Below are 16,817 nucleotides of genomic sequence, written 5' to 3'. Positions count from 1 at the left end.
TTTATCTAACACATATATGGTTCAATTAGTCACAAGAGGAATAAAAATCTCTGTTAAAACAACATTTGAGGGCACTTTATATAGAAACTATAATGTGGAATATGCTTTTGGCTACCAAATTAGTATTGAAAATAAAAGCAAAGACACCGTACAACTATATGCAAGACACTGGAACGTATTAGATGCACTAAGCACTACACAAGAAGTTTCAGGAGAAGGTGTTGTTGGCTTGAAGCCTATATTACATCCGGGTGAATCGCACACATATAAATCTGGCTGTATGCTAAGTTCGCCATTTGGCGCGATGTCTGGATATTACTACATGATAAATTTAAATAATTCTAAAACATTTAAAGTCAATATTCCTAGCTTTAAACTTAGTGCTCCGTTTGCAATAAATTAAGCACTGTTACCCATTAATTTATTTTAATTTATTAATCTCTCAATCCCATACACTAAATTTTAAAAATGTCGCATTATTAATAGGCATTTAGATATTTATCGCATTACTTTTCCCATTAAAAAATAGTAACTTTGTTTAAATCTAAACATATTTAAACTCAAAAGTATTATGGGAAAAGGATTTTTCAATACACCAATTGCCATTAACGAACCTGTAAGAAGTTATGCCCCTGGATCTCCAGAACGCGAAGCTGTACAAGCTGCATACAAAGCGCTTTTTAATAGTAAAGTTGATGTACCCTTATATATTAACGGAAAAAACGTAACTACTGGGAATACCAGAACAATGTCTCCACCACACGACCACAAACACACTGTTGGTCAATATCATTTAGCAGAAAAATCTCACGTAGAAGAAGCAATTGCTACAGCTTTAGAAGCTAGAAAATCTTGGTCTCAAATGCCTTGGGAACACCGTGCTGGAATTTTCTTAAAAGCAGCAGAACTTATACAAGGGCCATACCGAGATAAAATAAATGCTGCGACTATGATTGCACAATCAAAAACTATACATCAAGCAGAAATTGACTCGGCTTGTGAATTGATAGATTTCTTACGTTTTAACGTGCAATACATGACAGATATTTATCATGAACAACCAGAAAGTACAAGTGATGCTTGGAACAAAGTTGAATACAGACCTCTAGAAGGTTTCACATATGCCGTAACACCTTTTAATTTTACAGCTATTGCAGGTAACTTACCTGCATGCATGGCTTTAATGGGTAATGTTGTAGTTTGGAAACCAAGTGATAGCCAAGTGTTTTCAGCAAAAGTAATAATGGATGTTTTTGAAGAAGCTGGAGTTCCGCCTGGAGTGATTAATGTGGTTTTTGGAGATGCCGAAATGATAACCAATGTGGTATTATCTAGTCCAGATTTCTCTGGATTACACTTTACAGGCTCTACATTTGTCTTTAAAGAACTTTGGAAAAAAATAGGAAACAACATTCACAACTACAAAACTTATCCTAGAATTGTAGGAGAAACTGGAGGTAAAGATTTTATTGTTGCTCATAAATCTGCTAAACCTAAACAAGTAGCGACAGCTATTGTAAGAGGTGCCTTTGAATTTCAAGGACAAAAATGTAGTGCTGCATCTCGTGCATATATTGCAAAAAGCATTTGGGACGAAGTTAAAGCTTATGTTATTGAAGATGTAAATTCATTTAAACAAGGCTCTCCAGAAAACTTTGAAAACTTTGTAACTGCGGTTATACACGAAGGTTCTTTTGATAAATTAGCAAAATACATTGATCAAGCTAAAGCAGATGATGATGCAGAAATTATAGTTGGTGGTGGCTACGATAAAAGTAAAGGCTATTTTATAGAGCCTACTGTAATTTTAACGACTAACCCTCAGTACACAACAATGAGTACAGAGTTATTTGGTCCTGTAATTACAATTTATGTTTATGAAGACGATGCATATAGCGAAACTTTAAAATTAGTTGATGGAACTAGTGAGTACGCTTTAACAGGAGCAATTTTATCTCAAGATCGCTATGCAATTATTGAAGCTACAGATGCTTTACAAAATGCTGCTGGTAATTTTTATATTAATGACAAACCTACAGGTGCAGTTGTGGGTATGCAGCCGTTTGGAGGTGCTAGAGCTTCTGGCACAAATGATAAAGCAGGAAGTGCTCAAAATTTATTACGTTGGGTATCCCCTAGAATGATAAAAGAAACATTTGTAACACCAACAGATTATCGTTACCCTTTTCTAGGAGAATAACTTAAATTATATTCTAAAACTTAAAACCTGTCTTTTTTAGACAGGTTTTTTTGTCTTATTTTTTATTAAGTAAAAATAATATTATTTTAGATGCACAAACAAATTAAACCAAACCATGAAAACTTTTGTATCTATAATAGGCTTATGCCTATGCCTTTTATGCAGCTGTAATTCAAAAAAATCTAATCCAGAATCACAAACACAAGGCTTTCCTTTTTACGTAGGAACATATACCAATAATGAGAGTAAAGGGATTTACAAATATGAATTGCAACCCGATGGCACATTTTTAGAATTAGGTCTTCAATCCATAACAGAAAACCCATCATTTTTAAGTTTTTCTGCAGACAAAAAACACCTACTGGCAGCAAACAAAAAAGACCCTTACCAAGGTAATGTTACTTCTTTTAAGATAACGCCCGATTCTCTTGCTTTAAATAACATGATGTTTTCTGGTGGTTTTAATCCATGTTTCGTTACTACAAACAAAGACAACCAAATTCTTGTAGCCAATTACGGAAATGGAACACTAACTCACCTAGAATTAAAAACCGATGGCTTTTTTAATACAACTATAGATGTAAAAAAACATACTGGAACAGGCACTACCTCTAGACAAGAAGGGCCGCATACGCATGCTGCTTATTTTGTACCAAACAGTGAAGATATAATTGCCATAGATTTAGGCACAAATAGTTTGTGGTTTTACACTTTAAATAAAGACACAAATAAACTGCAACCAAACCCTGAATTAAATTTAACCATGGCTGATGGAGCTGGACCTAGACATTTAACATTTCACCCCAACAACAAATGGATTTATGTTTTAAACGAATTAAATAATACTGTGACTAAAATTGAAAGACAAGCTGGTGGACGTTATAAAATTAAAGAAAGTATATCAACCTTACCTGAAAATCACACAGCAGATTCCTACGCTGCAGACATACATATCTCTTCAGATGGAAAATTCTTATATGCATCAAATCGGGGTTTTAACAGCATTGCCATTTACGAAGTAGACCCAACCGATGGAACCTTAAAAACCATAGGATTTGAACCTACTAAAGGAGAAACACCACGTAATTTCTCGCTATCACCTAAAGAAGATTTTATTGTTGTTGCTCACAGAAACTCAGACAATTTAGTGTCGTTTAAAAGAGATCAAGACACCGGGCTTCTAACTTATGTAGATGAAATTAAAGCACCAACCCCATCTTTTGTTCTTTTTGAATAATAGAACTAACCTTTAAATTTTATTGGAAGATGCACTATTTTTTTAGTCTCGAAAAAATCCTCTTCAAAATAGGTACTTAAATTATAAATAGAAACAGTTTTATAATCTTGTAGTTCTTCTGTTAAATCACCGCCTTTAAGATAAATAATTCCGTTTTTTAAATTGTTTTGTTGTGTTTTTGCAATCTTACCTTTAGTCCAATGTACAAAAGTAGGCATTGCGGCTACAGCACGACTTACAATAAAATCGTATGTATCATCAATTTCTTCCACCCTACTATGTGTCACTTTTACATTTGTTAACCCAAGTCCTTCTACTACCTCAGAAACAACTTTTAATTTTTTTGCAATACTATCTACCAAATGAAACGAACACTCTGGAAACATAATAGCTAATGGAATACCTGGAAAACCGCCACCAGTTCCAACATCCATTAATTTAGTGCCGTCTTTAAATGAAATTAACTTTGCTATTCCCAATGAATGTAAGACATGACGCAGATATAACTCGTCTATATCTTTCCTAGACACCACATTAATTTTTAAGTTCCAATCTTGGTATAACTCCTCTAACATTTGAAACTTCGAAATTTGGTCATCTGTTAAATCTGGGAAGTACTTTAAAATAAGATCCATTTCATTAAATTTTTGGCAAAAATATACATTTTGACAACATTTTTTTATGATTTAAATAATAAGTTACGCCGCTTTATTATTTATATTTGTCCAAAATAGCAACATCCTAATTTAGTTGCTGTTAAATATTTTTTTGTATGAATAATCAAGTATTGTCATTTTCACGTCAAGATCCTGCTAAGTTTTTTAGAACACTTAACAAACGTGTAAATGAATATTTTAAAGAAAATAATGTTAAACGTACTGGAAACTGGAAATTATGGGTTAAAACTGTAATTATGTTTACTATATTTTTAGCACCTTATTTTCTAATCTTAACTACTAATATCCCACAATGGGCACAATTAGTATTAACCATTGTGATGGGAATTGGAATGGCTGGTGTAGGAATGAATGTTATGCACGACGGAAACCATGGTGCATTTTCAAATAAAGATTGGGTAAATCGATTAATGGGAAGTAGTATTTATATTCTTGCTGGAAACGTCTATAATTGGCAAGTACAGCACAATGTATTACACCATACTTATACCAATATACATGGGCATGACGAAGATTTAGAAGCTGGACGTATATTACGTTTCTCTAGACATTCTGAATGGAAATGGCATCATAAATTTCAGCATTATTATTCTGTATTATTATATGGATTATTAACAATTAATTGGGCTATTACTACAGATTGGAAACAAATGAGAAGCTATATGAAACGTAAATTATCTTACGGAAAACTTCCTAGTAAAACAGCCAATTATAGCAAATTAGTCATTTCAAAACTTATTTATATTAGCATCTGGATTGTATTACCAATGCTGATTTTAGATTTAGCTTGGTGGAAAATTTTATTAGGATTTTTCATCATGCATTATACTGCTGGTTTAATATTAAGTGTCGTTTTTCAATTAGCACATGTTATGGAAGATGCAGAAATGCCACTACCAGAACAAGACGGAACAATGAAAAACACTTGGGCCATTCACCAACTTAAAACCACTGTAAATTTTGGAGCAAAAAGCACCATTATTAATTGGTACACTGGAGGCTTAAACCACCAAGTAGAACACCACATTTTCCCGCACATTAGCCACATTCATTATTCTAAGATTTCTAAAATAGTAAAAGAAACAGCCTTAGAATTTAATTTACCTTACAACGAATATAAAACCACCCGTAAAGCAATTGCAGCACATTTTAATTACTTACGTGAAATGGGCATGAAACCAGCTTTACAATCTTAACTATAATTTAAATGAATCCACTTTCTGACAGAATTACCAGTCTGCCTGCATCAGCTACATTAGCTATGGCAGCAAAAGCACGCGAATTAAAAACTCAAGGTATTGATATTATTGGTTTGAGTTTAGGAGAACCTGACTTTAACACCCCTGATTACATTAAAGACGCGGCTATACAAGCTATAAACGACAATTACAATTCATACTCACCAGTAGATGGTTACGTAGAGTTAAAAGAAGCGGTTATTACTAAATTTAAACGCGACAACAACTTAACCTACACACCTGCCCAAATTGTAGTATCTACAGGTGCAAAACAATCTATTGCAAATGTTGCACAGGCTTTATTAAATCCTGGAGACGAAGTATTATTACCAGCACCTTACTGGGTAAGTTATTCTGCAATTGCAACTTTATGCGAAGCAACATTTAAAGAAATCCCTTCTTCTATTGAAGACGACTTTAAAATTACACCTGCACAATTAGAGGCTGCAATTTCGCCTAAAACAAAAATGGTATTCTTTAACTCGCCTAACAACCCGAGCGGAACCATTTATACTGAAGCGGAATATCGTGCGTTAGCTGAAGTTTTAGAAAAATATCCAAATATCTATATTCTTTCAGATGAAATTTACGAGCACATTAACTACGGTACAAAACACTTTAGTTTTGCTGCAATACCAAGCATGTACGACCGTACAATTACTGTAAATGGCGTTGCTAAAGCATTCGCCATGACAGGATGGAGAATTGGATATATTGGTGCTCCAGAATGGATTGCTAAAGCATGTACTAAAATGCAAGGACAAATTACATCTGGAACTAACTGTATTGCACAGCAAGCTACAATTACAGCTTTAAATGAATCTCCAAAACGTATTCAATATATGGTAGATGAATTTAAAGTTAGACGTGATTTAATCTTAGATTTATTAAACGATATCGACGGATTTAAAACAAATGTACCTGACGGTGCGTTTTATGTTTTCCCTAATGTTTCTGATTTTTTTGGTAAAACATTAAGAGGTAAAACAATAAATAATGCTACAGATTTCTCGTTATACTTATTAGAAGAGGCTCATGTTGCAACTGTAACAGGTGAAGCATTTGGTAATAACAACTGTATCCGTATTTCTTACGCAGCTTCTCAAGAACAAATCATTGAAGCTATAGAAAGAATTAAAGCAGCAGTAACCGAATAATAAATTATATTATTTAACTTTTTATAACAAAAAAGCCACAACATCTTGTTGTGGCTTTTTTGTATAACTTATTTTTTTATCACCTATTCCGCCAAAAGAAAGGCGTTAACAACACTAGAACAGTAAAGAGTTCAAGTCGCCCAATAAGCATTAAAAAACTACACCACCACTTCCCTACTGCAGGCAATGCAGCGTAATTTGTTACCGGTCCATAATTCCCTAACGCAGGACCAACATTACCTAAACTTGATGCCGATAGCCCTACAGCCGATTCAAAATTAATACCAAGCATTGAAAATACTAAAGCACCAATTATAAAAGACAACATATAAAGAATAAAGAACGCTAAAACATTAAATACAATATCCCCTGTAACAGCTTTATTATTATAACGCACAGGTAAAACAGCATTTGGATGAAGTGAACGTTTAAACTCCATAAACCCGTTTTTAATCATAATTAAGTGGCGTACCACCTTTACACCTCCTGAAGTACTTCCTGCAGACCCTCCTAAAAACATTAAACCAAAGAAAAACACTACCAGAAAATGTGTCCATAATGTGTAATCTGCCGACACAAACCCTGTCGTAGTAATAATTGAAAGCACCTGAAATAACGCATGCCTAAAAGCACTTTCTGCTTGTCCCCACACCATTGGATGTGTAATCGAAGACATTCCCAAATCTGCTCTAAAATAAATAATAAAAGCTACTATAGCTGTAAAAACAGCTATAAATGTGGTATACAACTTAAACTCTTCGTCTTTTAATATTTTTTGAATTTTCCCTTTAAAAGCAAAGTAACTCAACACAAAATTAGCACCCGCTAAATACATAAATAGAATTATAATGTACTGTATAATTGGCTGATGATTCCAATACGCAACACTTGCATTTTTAGTAGAGAATCCACCTGTAGACAAGGTTGCTAATGCATGATTAATTGCATCAAAAAAAGTCATTCCTGCTGCCCACAATAATAAAGTTTCTGCAAGCGTATAACCAAAATAAATTAACCATAATCGTTTTGCAGTATCGGTAATTCTGGGGTGTAATTTATCTGCACTTGGTCCTGGAGCCTCTGCAGCAAATAACTGCATACCCCCAATACCTAATAACGGAAGTATAGCAATGGCTAACACAATTATACCCATACCACCAATCCAATGCGTTAGACTTCTCCAAAACAATACACCATGTGGAATAATTTCTATATCATGTAATATAGAAGATCCTGTAGTAGTATAGCCCGACATGGTTTCAAAAAAAGCATCTGTAAAATTAGGAATACTCTGTGTTATGATATATGGTAGAGTTCCCGATAAAGTCATGGCTAACCAACCAAATGTAACTATTATATAGCCTTCTCGTTTATTAATTTCTTTTTTATGATCTCTGGTACTGTACATTATAATTATTCCTATTGTAATGGGAATAAGCCCAGAAATTAATAACCTCAATGTATCTCCATCATTATAAAACAAACTCACTAATGTAGAGAGCAAAATAAATCCACCATTAAATAATAATAGAGATCCTAAGAAATAAAAAATAATTTTTTGATTTAATCTCATAAATTATAGGAAGAGTTTTTCTACTTGCTTAATAGATTGAGGTAAACAACATACAACAACACGATCGCCCTGAGAAATTCTAAAATCACCTAAAGCGATAATACCGTTATTATCTCTAATAATACCTCCTATAATTGCCGAACGCGGGAAGTCTATATCTTTAATTAATTTATTACAAATAATAGATCTTGATTTTACTTTAAATTCTAACAATTCAGCATGCATATTATTCAGCTTTGTCATCGCTACAACATCGCCTTTTCTAATGTATCTAAAAATATTATTGGCTGCTAAAAGTTTTTTATTAATCAAAGTATCAATTCCTATAGATTGAGAAAGTTCAAAATAATCCATATTCTCTACCAAAGCAATTGTTTTTCGCACACCTTTAGATTTTGCAACTAAACATGACATAATATTAGTTTCAGAATTCCCTGTTACGGCAATAAACGCATCCATTTCACTAAGATTTTCTTCTTCTAATAAATCTACATGGCGTCCATCTCCATTAATAACTAATACTTTAGATAATTCGTCGGCTAAATCGAAAGCACGATCTTTATCTTTTTCTATCAATTTAACGCGCGTAGACAAGTTGCTTAAATCTCTTGCTGCTTTAAATCCAATTTTACTTCCGCCTAAGATCATTACATTTTTAACTGGAGTATGCGTTTTCCCTGTAAGTTTACAAAGTTCTTCTGCACCACCTTCTGCCGTTATAAAGACCACATTATCTCCTTGTTTAAAGACCGTATCTCCTCTAGGAATAATTGTATATTGGGTTCCAAATCGTTGTATGGCTATGGGTACAAATCGTATTTCTGGAAATATTTGTGCTGCTTCCTTTACAGTTTTACCAACAAAAGTCATTCTACTAGACAAATTTAACCCTACCATAGTTAAGGCTCCGTCTTCAAATTCGTAACTATCATTAAAAGCAGATTGGTCTAATAACAATTTAATTTCTGAAGCAGCTAAAGCTTCTGGAGAAATCAATTCATCTATTCCAAATTTAGTAAACCCGACTTCATCTTTATGATTAATAAACTCTGTGTTAGAAATTCTTGCAATGGTTTTCTTAGCACCTAGCTGTTTAGCCAATACACAAACTGTAATGTTAGTTGTTTCTGAAGAAGTTACAGCTATAACAAGATCACTTTCAGACACTCTAGCATCTTTTAAAATTGAAATTGAAGTAGAATCTCCTTTAATAACTTTAATATCTAAATGTGTATCTGCATAAATCAAACTCTCTTTATTTACATCTATTAATGTAATTTCTTGAGCCTCGTAAGATAAAAGTTTTGCTAAATGAAATCCAACTTCACCAGCGCCTGCAATGATAATTTTCATGTGTGGTATGTCGTAAAAAGTAAAACAAATATAGTGGAATTTATAATTTAAGTAGACTTTTGCAATTAATATAATTATTTGTTTCCAAGTTTCTTAATACATACCGAATAACTTATATTTGCTTAAAAATTTTTGATTTGACAAAAGTAAACCCTTATAAAGACAGTGACTTAGGTAAAAAAGAACAAGTCACTAAAATGTTTGATAATATTTCAGGTACTTACGATGACTTAAACCGTGTAATTTCTTTTGGTATAGATATTAAATGGCGTAAAAAAGTTGTAGAATTAGTTAAAAATACTAAACCAAATACCATATTAGACATCGCTACAGGAACTGGAGATTTAGCTATAAATTTAGCCGAAACACAAGCCGATAAAATTATTGGATTAGATATAAGTCCGGGGATGCTTGATGTTGGAAAACAAAAAGTTAAGGCTAAACAATTAGATGGCACTATTGAAATGATTCTGGGAGATTCTGAAAATATGCCGTTTGCCGATAATACTTTTGATGCGATTACTGTTGCTTTTGGTGTTCGTAATTTTGAAACGCTAGAAAAAGGACTGGCAGAAATTCTTCGTGTACTTAAACCTAATGGTATTTTTGTTATTTTAGAGACATCTGTTCCTGTTAAAACCCCATTTAAACAAGGCTATAAATTATATACAAATAACATTATGCCGTTTATTGGCAAACTGTTTTCTAAAGACAAAAGTGCTTACAAATATTTAAGTGATTCTGCTGCTGTTTTTCCTCACGGCGAAGCGTTAAACAATATTTTAAAGAAAATTGGGTTTATTAATGTGAAAGATTACCCACAAACATTTGGAGTCGCTACCATTTATACATCATCTAAACAGTAATATGAAAAAATTAGTTGTAGTTATATTTCTTTTCCTGATTTCACAATCTAGTTTTGCGCAACTTTTTACGCGTGAAAAGATTTTAAACAATCAAAATTTTGATAAAGACAGATTTAGTTACGGTTATTTCTTAGGATTTAACAATTACGGATTTGACTTTGAATATGAAGATGGTAATGATGAAAAAGAAGCCCCACAGATCCAAATAGAAAAAAGTATAGGTTTTAGTGTGGGTCTTTTAGGAAATATGAGAATTAACGATTATTTCGACCTCCGTTTTGAACCTGGACTATATATTACAAACAGAGATTTAATATTCCCAGAAGAATATTTTACCAATCTTAATTATACATATGATGCCGACGATCTTAAAAGAGAAGTAAAATCGACCTACATACATTTACCTTTAATAATTAAGCTCTCTGCTAAACGACTTAATAATTTTAAACCTTTTATTACAGGAGGTGTGTCTATGTCTTTAAATCTTAATAGTAATGAAAATAACACTGAAGACAACCATAGTGGACAATTTAGAATGACAAAAAACACCTATTATTATGAAATAGGTTTTGGTATCGATTTCTATTTACAATACTTTAAATTCACACCATCAATCCGAGGAATTTTTGCATTAAGTGACGAATTAGTTCGTGACGATTCTTCTGAAGGCCCTAGTCCTTGGACAGATAATATTGCCAGTATGAAAACACAAGGACTTTTTGTTAACTTTACCTTTCAATAGTACGGCGTTTAAACTCACTTAATAAAATAGAAGTTGCTGTAGCCACATTTAAACTCTCTGTTGCCTGTAGAGACCCAAATCTTGGTATAGTTATTTTTTGAGTAATTAAAGCTTCAATGGGTTTTGAAACCCCGTTAGCCTCATTACCCATAATTAAAATACCAGAATCGTTTAGCGCTGTGTGGTTGTATACATTTTCACCCTCCATGAAGGCTCCGTATACAGGAACATTAACTTCTGTTACAAAACGCTCTAAATCAATATAATTTATATTTACACGTGTAATAGACCCCATAGTTGCTTGTACAACTTTAGGATTATAACAATCTACCGTACCTACACTACAAATTAAATCCTGAACACCAAACCAATCGCACAACCGTATAATGGTCCCCAAATTTCCAGGATCTCTAACGTCGTCTAAAGCCACACACAATTTAGATAAATCTATAGGTTTGGATTTCGGAATTTCAAAAATGGCTAGAGCCTTGTTGGGTGTTGTTAAAAAACTAATGCGTTTTAAATCGGCTTCAGAAATAAGGGTTTCTAAATCTGTTTCTATATTAAAAAGCTCGGTTGTATATAAATGTTGTAGTTTTAAGTTGGATTTTAACAATTCTTTAATCGTTTTAATCCCCTCAGCAACAAACACATTCATTTCTGCCCTATGCTTTTTAAGTTTTAATTTATTAATTAGTTTTATTTGATTTTTTGATAACATTCAAATAATGTATTTTTGATTTTATAAGCGACTTATTACGTTTGCTTTATTAAGTTTACATACATAAAACAAGTCTTTTAAACGTTTTTAATTCCTAAAATATACTTGAAAAAAAGGTTATCAAAAATAGTGTTATTTATTTTAATAACAGGTTTTATTACGGCTTGTAATTCTTTAAAAAGAGTTGGAGAACACGAACGCCTTTTAGTAAAAAACACAATATACGTAGATAGTGTTAGAAACACATCAGAGCAGATTGACAATTTATTATACCAGGACCCTAACAAAACCATGCTAGGACTTCCTATTCGACTATACATCTATAACTTAGCTCGACCAAATATTGACTCTATAATCGATGCCGAATTAAACAAATCTGAAAAACACAGAGAACGTTTAGAACGCTTTCTATCTAAAAAACAACTTGCACAATATATAGATAATAGAAAAGGTTTTAACAATTGGCTAAAGACAACTGGAGAAGCACCAACACTTTTAAGTGAGCCTAGAGCGATTAAATCGGTTAAACGATTAGAAGATTATTTTACTAACAATGGTTGGTTTAATGTTTCAGCAGATTACAATATTATTAAAAAAACCAAAAACAAATCTGAAATTGAATACCATGTAAATCTAGGTAAACCATTTAAGATAGACAGCCTGACGTCTAAAATTTCATCCCCTATTGTAGATACTATATATAATAAGTTTAAAGACCGGTCTATAATAAAAAAAGGAGAACGCTATACTACCGATAATTTTGAAGCCGAGCGCGATAGAATTTCAACCTCATTAAGAAATAACGGAATTTATCAATTTAGTCAAGACTATGTTCTTTTTCAAGTAGACACTGTAGGTACTAATAAAAAGGTTAATGTTGAAGTACAAATTAAAGATTACGAATTAAGAAAACAAGATTCATCTTACAGAGTTCCTTTTAAAGTCTATAAAATTAAAGATGTTAATATTTATACAGACTCTAAAATTAACAACAGAAACGCCGCTATACAAGACTCTACAACCTTTAATGGTTATAATTTATACAGCACAGACAAACTTGCGTTTAGACCAAAAGCTTTAACAGACGCACTATTTATAAGTCCAGGAAGAATTTACAGGGATATAGACCGCACACGTACATATAATCATTTAAGCGGATTAAAAACATTTAAATATCCAGATATTAATTATGTTGAAAATCCGGATACAACTCTAACTGCCAACATACATTTAACACCTCTTAAAAAGTTTAATTTAGGTTTTTCTACAGAAGTCTCTACAAGTAACATTCAAGTTATTGGTTTTTCTTTAAGTCCAAGTTTATTGGCTAGAAACATTTTTAGAGGAGCAGAAACACTTGAACTATCGGGGTTCACTTCAATTGGTGCATCTGATGATGCTGGAGATGATAGAGATGTGTTTTTTGATATAAATGAAATTGGTGCAGACTTAAAATTAACTATACCTAGACTATTTTTTCCGTTTAAAACAGATAGTCTAATTCCTAAATTCATGTCTCCTACAACAAAAATAAGTCTATCTATAGCCAGTCAAAAAAATGTAGGACTAGATAAACGCTCACTTACAGGAAACCTAAATTATAACTGGAAACCCAAACGTAACATTACACAGTCTGTAGATTTATTTAGCGCTCAATATGTTAGAAATTTAAATCCAGATAATTATTTTAATGTATATAGCACTTCTTACAACACACTAAATGATATCGCTCAAGATATTGGGTATATATCTAGTGACGAAGATTTATCTATACCAGATGGCACTGAAGCATTTATAACCGGAGTCTTAGGAGACGATCCGCCAAACGACATTTCTGATGACGATATACAAACTGTTAACAATATAGAAGAGCGAAAAATTAGATTAACAGAAAACAACTTAATCGTATCTAGCGCCTACACCTTTATTAAAGACAATCGAAGTTCTATTAGCGATGAAAGCTTTTATATTTTTAGGTTCAGACTTGAGTCTGCAGGAAATTTATTAGCATTAGGTTCTAATCTAGCAAACAGTAAAAAGAATGACGACGACCATTACGAACTTTTCAATGTATCGTACTCACAATATATAAAAACCGAGTTAGATTATACTAAGCATTGGGATTTAGGGCACAGTAACATACTTGCATTTAGAAGCTTTTTCGGGATTGCAATACCTTACGGAAACTCAGATAATATTCCGTTCTCAAAAAGTTTTTTTGCTGGAGGAACAAATGATAACAGAGCTTGGACCGCATACGATTTAGGACCAGGAAGTTCACAAAGTAATGACGATTATAATGAAGCAAACTTAAAACTTGCTTTAAATTTAGAACATCGCTTTAATGTTTTTGAAGATTTATACGGTGCACTATTTATAGATGTAGGAAACATCTGGAATGTCTTAGATAATATAGACGACGATGCATCTACCTTCGATAGTTTTGACTCGCTTAAAGACATTGCAATAGGAACAGGGTTTGGACTGCGTTACGATTTTAGTTTCTTAGTTTTTAGATTCGATATTGGTTTTAAAACCTACGATCCTTCATACACTAATGGCGAACGCTGGTTTAAGGATTATAATTTTGGAAATGCAGTTTATAATGTAGGAATTAACTATCCGTTCTAATACATTTTAAAAATTGTAAAAATTAAAACGTTTTCGCGATTTTTCCCTTACTTAAGAGGTTTAAAAACTAAAAAACACACTTAAAATTGTTACTTTTGGTAATAATCAACATTCACAATAATAAATAGAATATTATGGGACACAATATTAAACCGGGAGTTGCTACCGGAAAAGAAGTACAAGAAATATTTAAATATGCTAAAGAAAAAGGATTTGCGCTTCCTGCTGTAAACGTCATTGGTTCTGATACTATAAATGGTGTTTTAGAAACTGCTGCATCATTAAATGCACCAGTAATTATTCAGTTTTCTAATGGTGGTGCTGCATTTAATGCAGGTAAAGGATTAAGTAACGAAAACCAAAAAGCAGCTATAGCTGGAGCTGTTGCAGGAGCAAAACATGTACATCAATTAGCTGTAGCTTACGGTGTTCCGGTAATATTACATACAGACCATTGTGCAAAAAAACTATTACCTTGGATAGATGGAATGTTGGATGCTAGTGAACAACATTTTAAAGAAACAGGCAAGCCTTTATTCAGCTCACATATGATTGATCTTTCTGAAGAACCTTTAGAAGAAAACATGGAAATTTGTAAAACGTACCTAGAACGTATGAGTAAAATGGGTATGACTTTAGAAATTGAATTAGGTATAACAGGAGGTGAAGAAGATGGTGTTGATAATACAGATGTAGACGACTCTAAATTGTATACACAACCTGAAGAAGTAGCATACGCTTATGAAGAATTAAGTAAAGTAAGTGACCAATTTACTATTGCCGCTGCTTTTGGAAACGTACATGGTGTGTACAAGCCTGGAAATGTTAAACTAACTCCAAAAATTTTAAAAAATTCACAAGAATATATCACTAAAAAATACGGAGTTTCAGACAACCATATAGACTTTGTTTTCCACGGAGGATCTGGATCTACAGTTGAAGAAATTAGAGAAGGCATTAGCTATGGTGTAATTAAAATGAATATCGATACAGATATGCAATATGCATTTATGAGTGGTATTCGTGACTATATGAAAGAAAATGAAGCTTATTTACAAGCTCAAATTGGAAATCCAGATGGCGCAGACGCACCAAATAAAAAATATTACGACCCTAGAGTTTGGCTTAGAAAAGGAGAAGAAACCTTTGTAGCACGCTTAAAAAAGGCTTTTGAAGATTTAAATAATGTGAATACATTATAAAAAAATCTTAGCGTTATGCTAATATTTAAAACAAAATTATAATTTTGGCAAAAATATGATAGAATAAAAATCGAAATGTGATTTAACAGTCCTGCTATTTACATTTCTATTATATTTACATAAATTTAACCTCACAGACATAAAGAAATATTTTTTTTATGTCTGTTTGCTTAACGCTAAACTGAACTATTTTGAAATAATTTATATTTCAAAATAAAAAAAATAAGAATCAATATGTCTTGGTTTAAAAGAAAAACAAAAGGAATTACAACTACCACTAATGAGAAAAAAGACACACCAAAAGGTTTGTGGTATAAATCTCCAACTGGTAAAATAGTAGATACAGAAGAATTAGAACAAAATTTTTATGTAAGTCCAGAAGATGGATATCACGTTAGAATTGGTAGTAAAGAATACTTCGAAATACTTTTTGACGATAACACATTTAAAGAATTAGATGCCGATTTAGTATCTAAAGATCCTCTAAAGTTTGTAGACACAAAAAAATATCCAGACCGTTTAAAAGCTGCTCAAGATAAAACACAACTAAAAGATGCTGTAAGAACTGCCGTTGGTAAATCTAAAGGTAAAGATTTAGTTATAGCTTGTATGGACTTTAGTTTTATTGGTGGATCTATGGGAAGTGTTGTAGGAGAAAAAATTGCACGAGCTGCAAACTATTCCTTAAAAAACAAAATTCCTTTAATGGTAATTTCCAAATCTGGAGGAGCAAGAATGATGGAAGCCGCATTATCTTTAATGCAAATGGCAAAAACATCTGTAAAACTTGCACAATTAGCAGATGCTAGCATTCCTTATATATCATTATGCACAGATCCAACAACTGGAGGAACCACTGCTTCCTTTGCCATGTTAGGAGATATTAATATTAGTGAACCAGGAGCTTTAATAGGTTTCGCCGGACCACGAATTGTAAGAGATACGACAGGAAAAGAACTTCCAGAAGGGTTTCAAACTGCAGAGTTCTTATTAGAACACGGTTTCTTAGATTTCATTACTCACCGTAAAGATTTAAAAAATAAGGTTAACTTATATATAGACTTAATTACAAATCAACCTGTAAGAGCCTAATTTAAGGAACAATATATTTAGACACTTTTTTTACCTAATCAAACAAAAGATTAATATTTACACCTTTATGTAATTTAATATTGCTATATTTGCCGCTTGAAAGAAAAACTTTCATGTACATAAAAATC

At 32.5% G+C, this 16,817-nt stretch carries 14 protein-coding genes; 10 read left to right on the top strand and 4 right to left on the bottom strand.

Annotated elements, in window-relative coordinates; all coding sequences use genetic code 11:
• The first annotated feature begins 16 nt into the window (after nucleotides 1–16).
• The 3 genes from apaG (at nucleotide 17) to FNB79_RS06950 (ending at nucleotide 3,437) form a co-directional block, all read left to right on the top strand.
• Nucleotides 17–403, top strand: coding sequence for a Co2+/Mg2+ efflux protein ApaG (gene apaG, locus FNB79_RS06960; RefSeq protein ID WP_143380628.1), 387 nt, complete (start codon nucleotides 17–19; stop codon nucleotides 401–403).
• 168 nt (nucleotides 404–571) lie between these two features.
• A complete protein-coding gene (gene pruA / locus FNB79_RS06955) occupies nucleotides 572–2,200 on the top strand; it encodes an L-glutamate gamma-semialdehyde dehydrogenase (RefSeq protein WP_143380627.1) in 1,629 nt (542 codons plus the stop codon).
• A 115-nt stretch (nucleotides 2,201–2,315) separates the two neighbouring features.
• Nucleotides 2,316–3,437 carry a lactonase family protein gene (locus FNB79_RS06950; RefSeq protein WP_143380626.1) on the top strand — a complete coding sequence of 374 codons (1,122 nt, stop codon included), beginning with the start codon at nucleotides 2,316–2,318 and terminating at the stop codon, nucleotides 3,435–3,437.
• Nucleotides 3,438–3,442: 5 nt separating this feature from the next.
• On the opposite strand, the gene rsmG is transcribed toward FNB79_RS06950, so the two are convergent.
• Nucleotides 3,443–4,072: a 16S rRNA (guanine(527)-N(7))-methyltransferase RsmG gene (gene rsmG, locus FNB79_RS06945; protein ID WP_143380625.1), complete on the bottom strand. Its 630-nt coding sequence runs from the start codon at nucleotides 4,070–4,072 to the stop codon at nucleotides 3,443–3,445.
• 137 nt (nucleotides 4,073–4,209) lie between these two features.
• Between rsmG and FNB79_RS06940 the strand changes: the two genes are divergently transcribed.
• Complete coding sequence (locus FNB79_RS06940; RefSeq protein ID WP_143380624.1) at nucleotides 4,210–5,310, top strand: fatty acid desaturase family protein; 1,101 nt, start codon at nucleotides 4,210–4,212, stop codon at nucleotides 5,308–5,310.
• An 11-nt stretch (nucleotides 5,311–5,321) separates the two neighbouring features.
• Complete coding sequence (locus FNB79_RS06935) at nucleotides 5,322–6,509, top strand: pyridoxal phosphate-dependent aminotransferase (protein ID WP_185967853.1); 1,188 nt, start codon at nucleotides 5,322–5,324, stop codon at nucleotides 6,507–6,509.
• Between the two features lie 79 nt (nucleotides 6,510–6,588).
• On the opposite strand, the gene FNB79_RS06930 is transcribed toward FNB79_RS06935, so the two are convergent.
• Both FNB79_RS06930 and trkA read right to left on the bottom strand, forming a co-directional pair.
• Complete coding sequence (locus FNB79_RS06930; RefSeq protein ID WP_143380623.1) at nucleotides 6,589–8,082, bottom strand: TrkH family potassium uptake protein; 1,494 nt, start codon at nucleotides 8,080–8,082, stop codon at nucleotides 6,589–6,591.
• Nucleotides 8,083–8,085: 3 nt separating this feature from the next.
• Nucleotides 8,086–9,435 carry a Trk system potassium transporter TrkA gene (gene trkA / locus FNB79_RS06925; protein WP_143380622.1) on the bottom strand — a complete coding sequence of 450 codons (1,350 nt, stop codon included), beginning with the start codon at nucleotides 9,433–9,435 and terminating at the stop codon, nucleotides 8,086–8,088.
• 137 nt (nucleotides 9,436–9,572) lie between these two features.
• Here trkA and ubiE point away from each other — a divergent pair, with 137 nt between their 5' ends.
• Both ubiE and porT read left to right on the top strand, forming a co-directional pair.
• The gene (ubiE, locus tag FNB79_RS06920) at nucleotides 9,573–10,301 is read left to right on the top strand and encodes a bifunctional demethylmenaquinone methyltransferase/2-methoxy-6-polyprenyl-1,4-benzoquinol methylase UbiE (protein ID WP_143380621.1); all 729 of its coding nucleotides are present in this window, start codon (nucleotides 9,573–9,575) and stop codon (nucleotides 10,299–10,301) included.
• A 1-nt stretch (nucleotide 10,302) separates the two neighbouring features.
• A complete protein-coding gene (gene porT, locus FNB79_RS06915; RefSeq protein WP_143380620.1) occupies nucleotides 10,303–11,043 on the top strand; it encodes a type IX secretion/gliding motility protein PorT/SprT in 741 nt (246 codons plus the stop codon).
• Here porT and FNB79_RS06910 read toward each other — a convergent pair.
• A complete protein-coding gene (locus FNB79_RS06910) occupies nucleotides 11,030–11,764 on the bottom strand; it encodes an RNA methyltransferase (protein WP_143380619.1) in 735 nt (244 codons plus the stop codon). The genes porT and FNB79_RS06910 overlap by 14 nt on opposite strands.
• Before the next feature lie 129 nt (nucleotides 11,765–11,893).
• Here FNB79_RS06910 and tamL point away from each other — a divergent pair, with 129 nt between their 5' ends.
• The 3 genes from tamL to accD all read left to right on the top strand — a co-directional run bounded on the left by tamL (nucleotide 11,894) and on the right by accD (nucleotide 16,689).
• Nucleotides 11,894–14,395 (top strand): translocation and assembly module lipoprotein TamL, encoded by a 2,502-nt coding sequence (tamL, locus tag FNB79_RS06905; protein WP_246073343.1) that lies wholly within the window; start codon nucleotides 11,894–11,896, stop codon nucleotides 14,393–14,395.
• A 134-nt stretch (nucleotides 14,396–14,529) separates the two neighbouring features.
• Nucleotides 14,530–15,597, top strand: coding sequence for a class II fructose-bisphosphate aldolase (fbaA, locus tag FNB79_RS06900; protein WP_143380617.1), 1,068 nt, complete (start codon nucleotides 14,530–14,532; stop codon nucleotides 15,595–15,597).
• A gap of 234 nt (nucleotides 15,598–15,831) precedes the next feature.
• Nucleotides 15,832–16,689 carry an acetyl-CoA carboxylase, carboxyltransferase subunit beta gene (accD, locus tag FNB79_RS06895; RefSeq protein ID WP_143380616.1) on the top strand — a complete coding sequence of 286 codons (858 nt, stop codon included), beginning with the start codon at nucleotides 15,832–15,834 and terminating at the stop codon, nucleotides 16,687–16,689.
• Nucleotides 16,690–16,817 lie beyond the last annotated feature (128 nt).

This window comes from Formosa sediminum (assembly GCF_007197735.1).
Lineage (GTDB): Bacteria > Bacteroidota > Bacteroidia > Flavobacteriales > Flavobacteriaceae > Formosa > Formosa sediminum.
The sequence above is the reverse complement of the archived record's forward strand: the minus strand, read 5'-3'. Positions and strand labels throughout refer to the sequence as shown.

Excerpts from the sequence above, each read along its gene's own strand:
- apaG (WP_143380628.1), top strand. The coding sequence starts at position 17 with ATGGTTCAATTAGTCACAAGAGGAATAAAAATCTCTGTTAAAACAACA.
- rsmG (WP_143380625.1), bottom strand. The coding sequence starts at position 4,072 with ATGGATCTTATTTTAAAGTACTTCCCAGATTTAACAGATGACCAAATT.
- FNB79_RS06950 (WP_143380626.1), top strand. The coding sequence starts at position 2,316 with ATGAAAACTTTTGTATCTATAATAGGCTTATGCCTATGCCTTTTATGC.
- FNB79_RS06935 (WP_185967853.1), top strand. The coding sequence starts at position 5,322 with ATGAATCCACTTTCTGACAGAATTACCAGTCTGCCTGCATCAGCTACA.
- fbaA (WP_143380617.1), top strand. The coding sequence starts at position 14,530 with ATGGGACACAATATTAAACCGGGAGTTGCTACCGGAAAAGAAGTACAA.
- FNB79_RS06930 (WP_143380623.1), bottom strand. The coding sequence starts at position 8,082 with ATGAGATTAAATCAAAAAATTATTTTTTATTTCTTAGGATCTCTATTA.
- FNB79_RS06940 (WP_143380624.1), top strand. The coding sequence starts at position 4,210 with ATGAATAATCAAGTATTGTCATTTTCACGTCAAGATCCTGCTAAGTTT.
- pruA (WP_143380627.1), top strand. The coding sequence starts at position 572 with ATGGGAAAAGGATTTTTCAATACACCAATTGCCATTAACGAACCTGTA.
- accD (WP_143380616.1), top strand. The coding sequence starts at position 15,832 with ATGTCTTGGTTTAAAAGAAAAACAAAAGGAATTACAACTACCACTAAT.
- trkA (WP_143380622.1), bottom strand. The coding sequence starts at position 9,435 with ATGAAAATTATCATTGCAGGCGCTGGTGAAGTTGGATTTCATTTAGCA.
- FNB79_RS06910 (WP_143380619.1), bottom strand. The coding sequence starts at position 11,764 with ATGTTATCAAAAAATCAAATAAAACTAATTAATAAATTAAAACTTAAA.
- porT (WP_143380620.1), top strand. The coding sequence starts at position 10,303 with ATGAAAAAATTAGTTGTAGTTATATTTCTTTTCCTGATTTCACAATCT.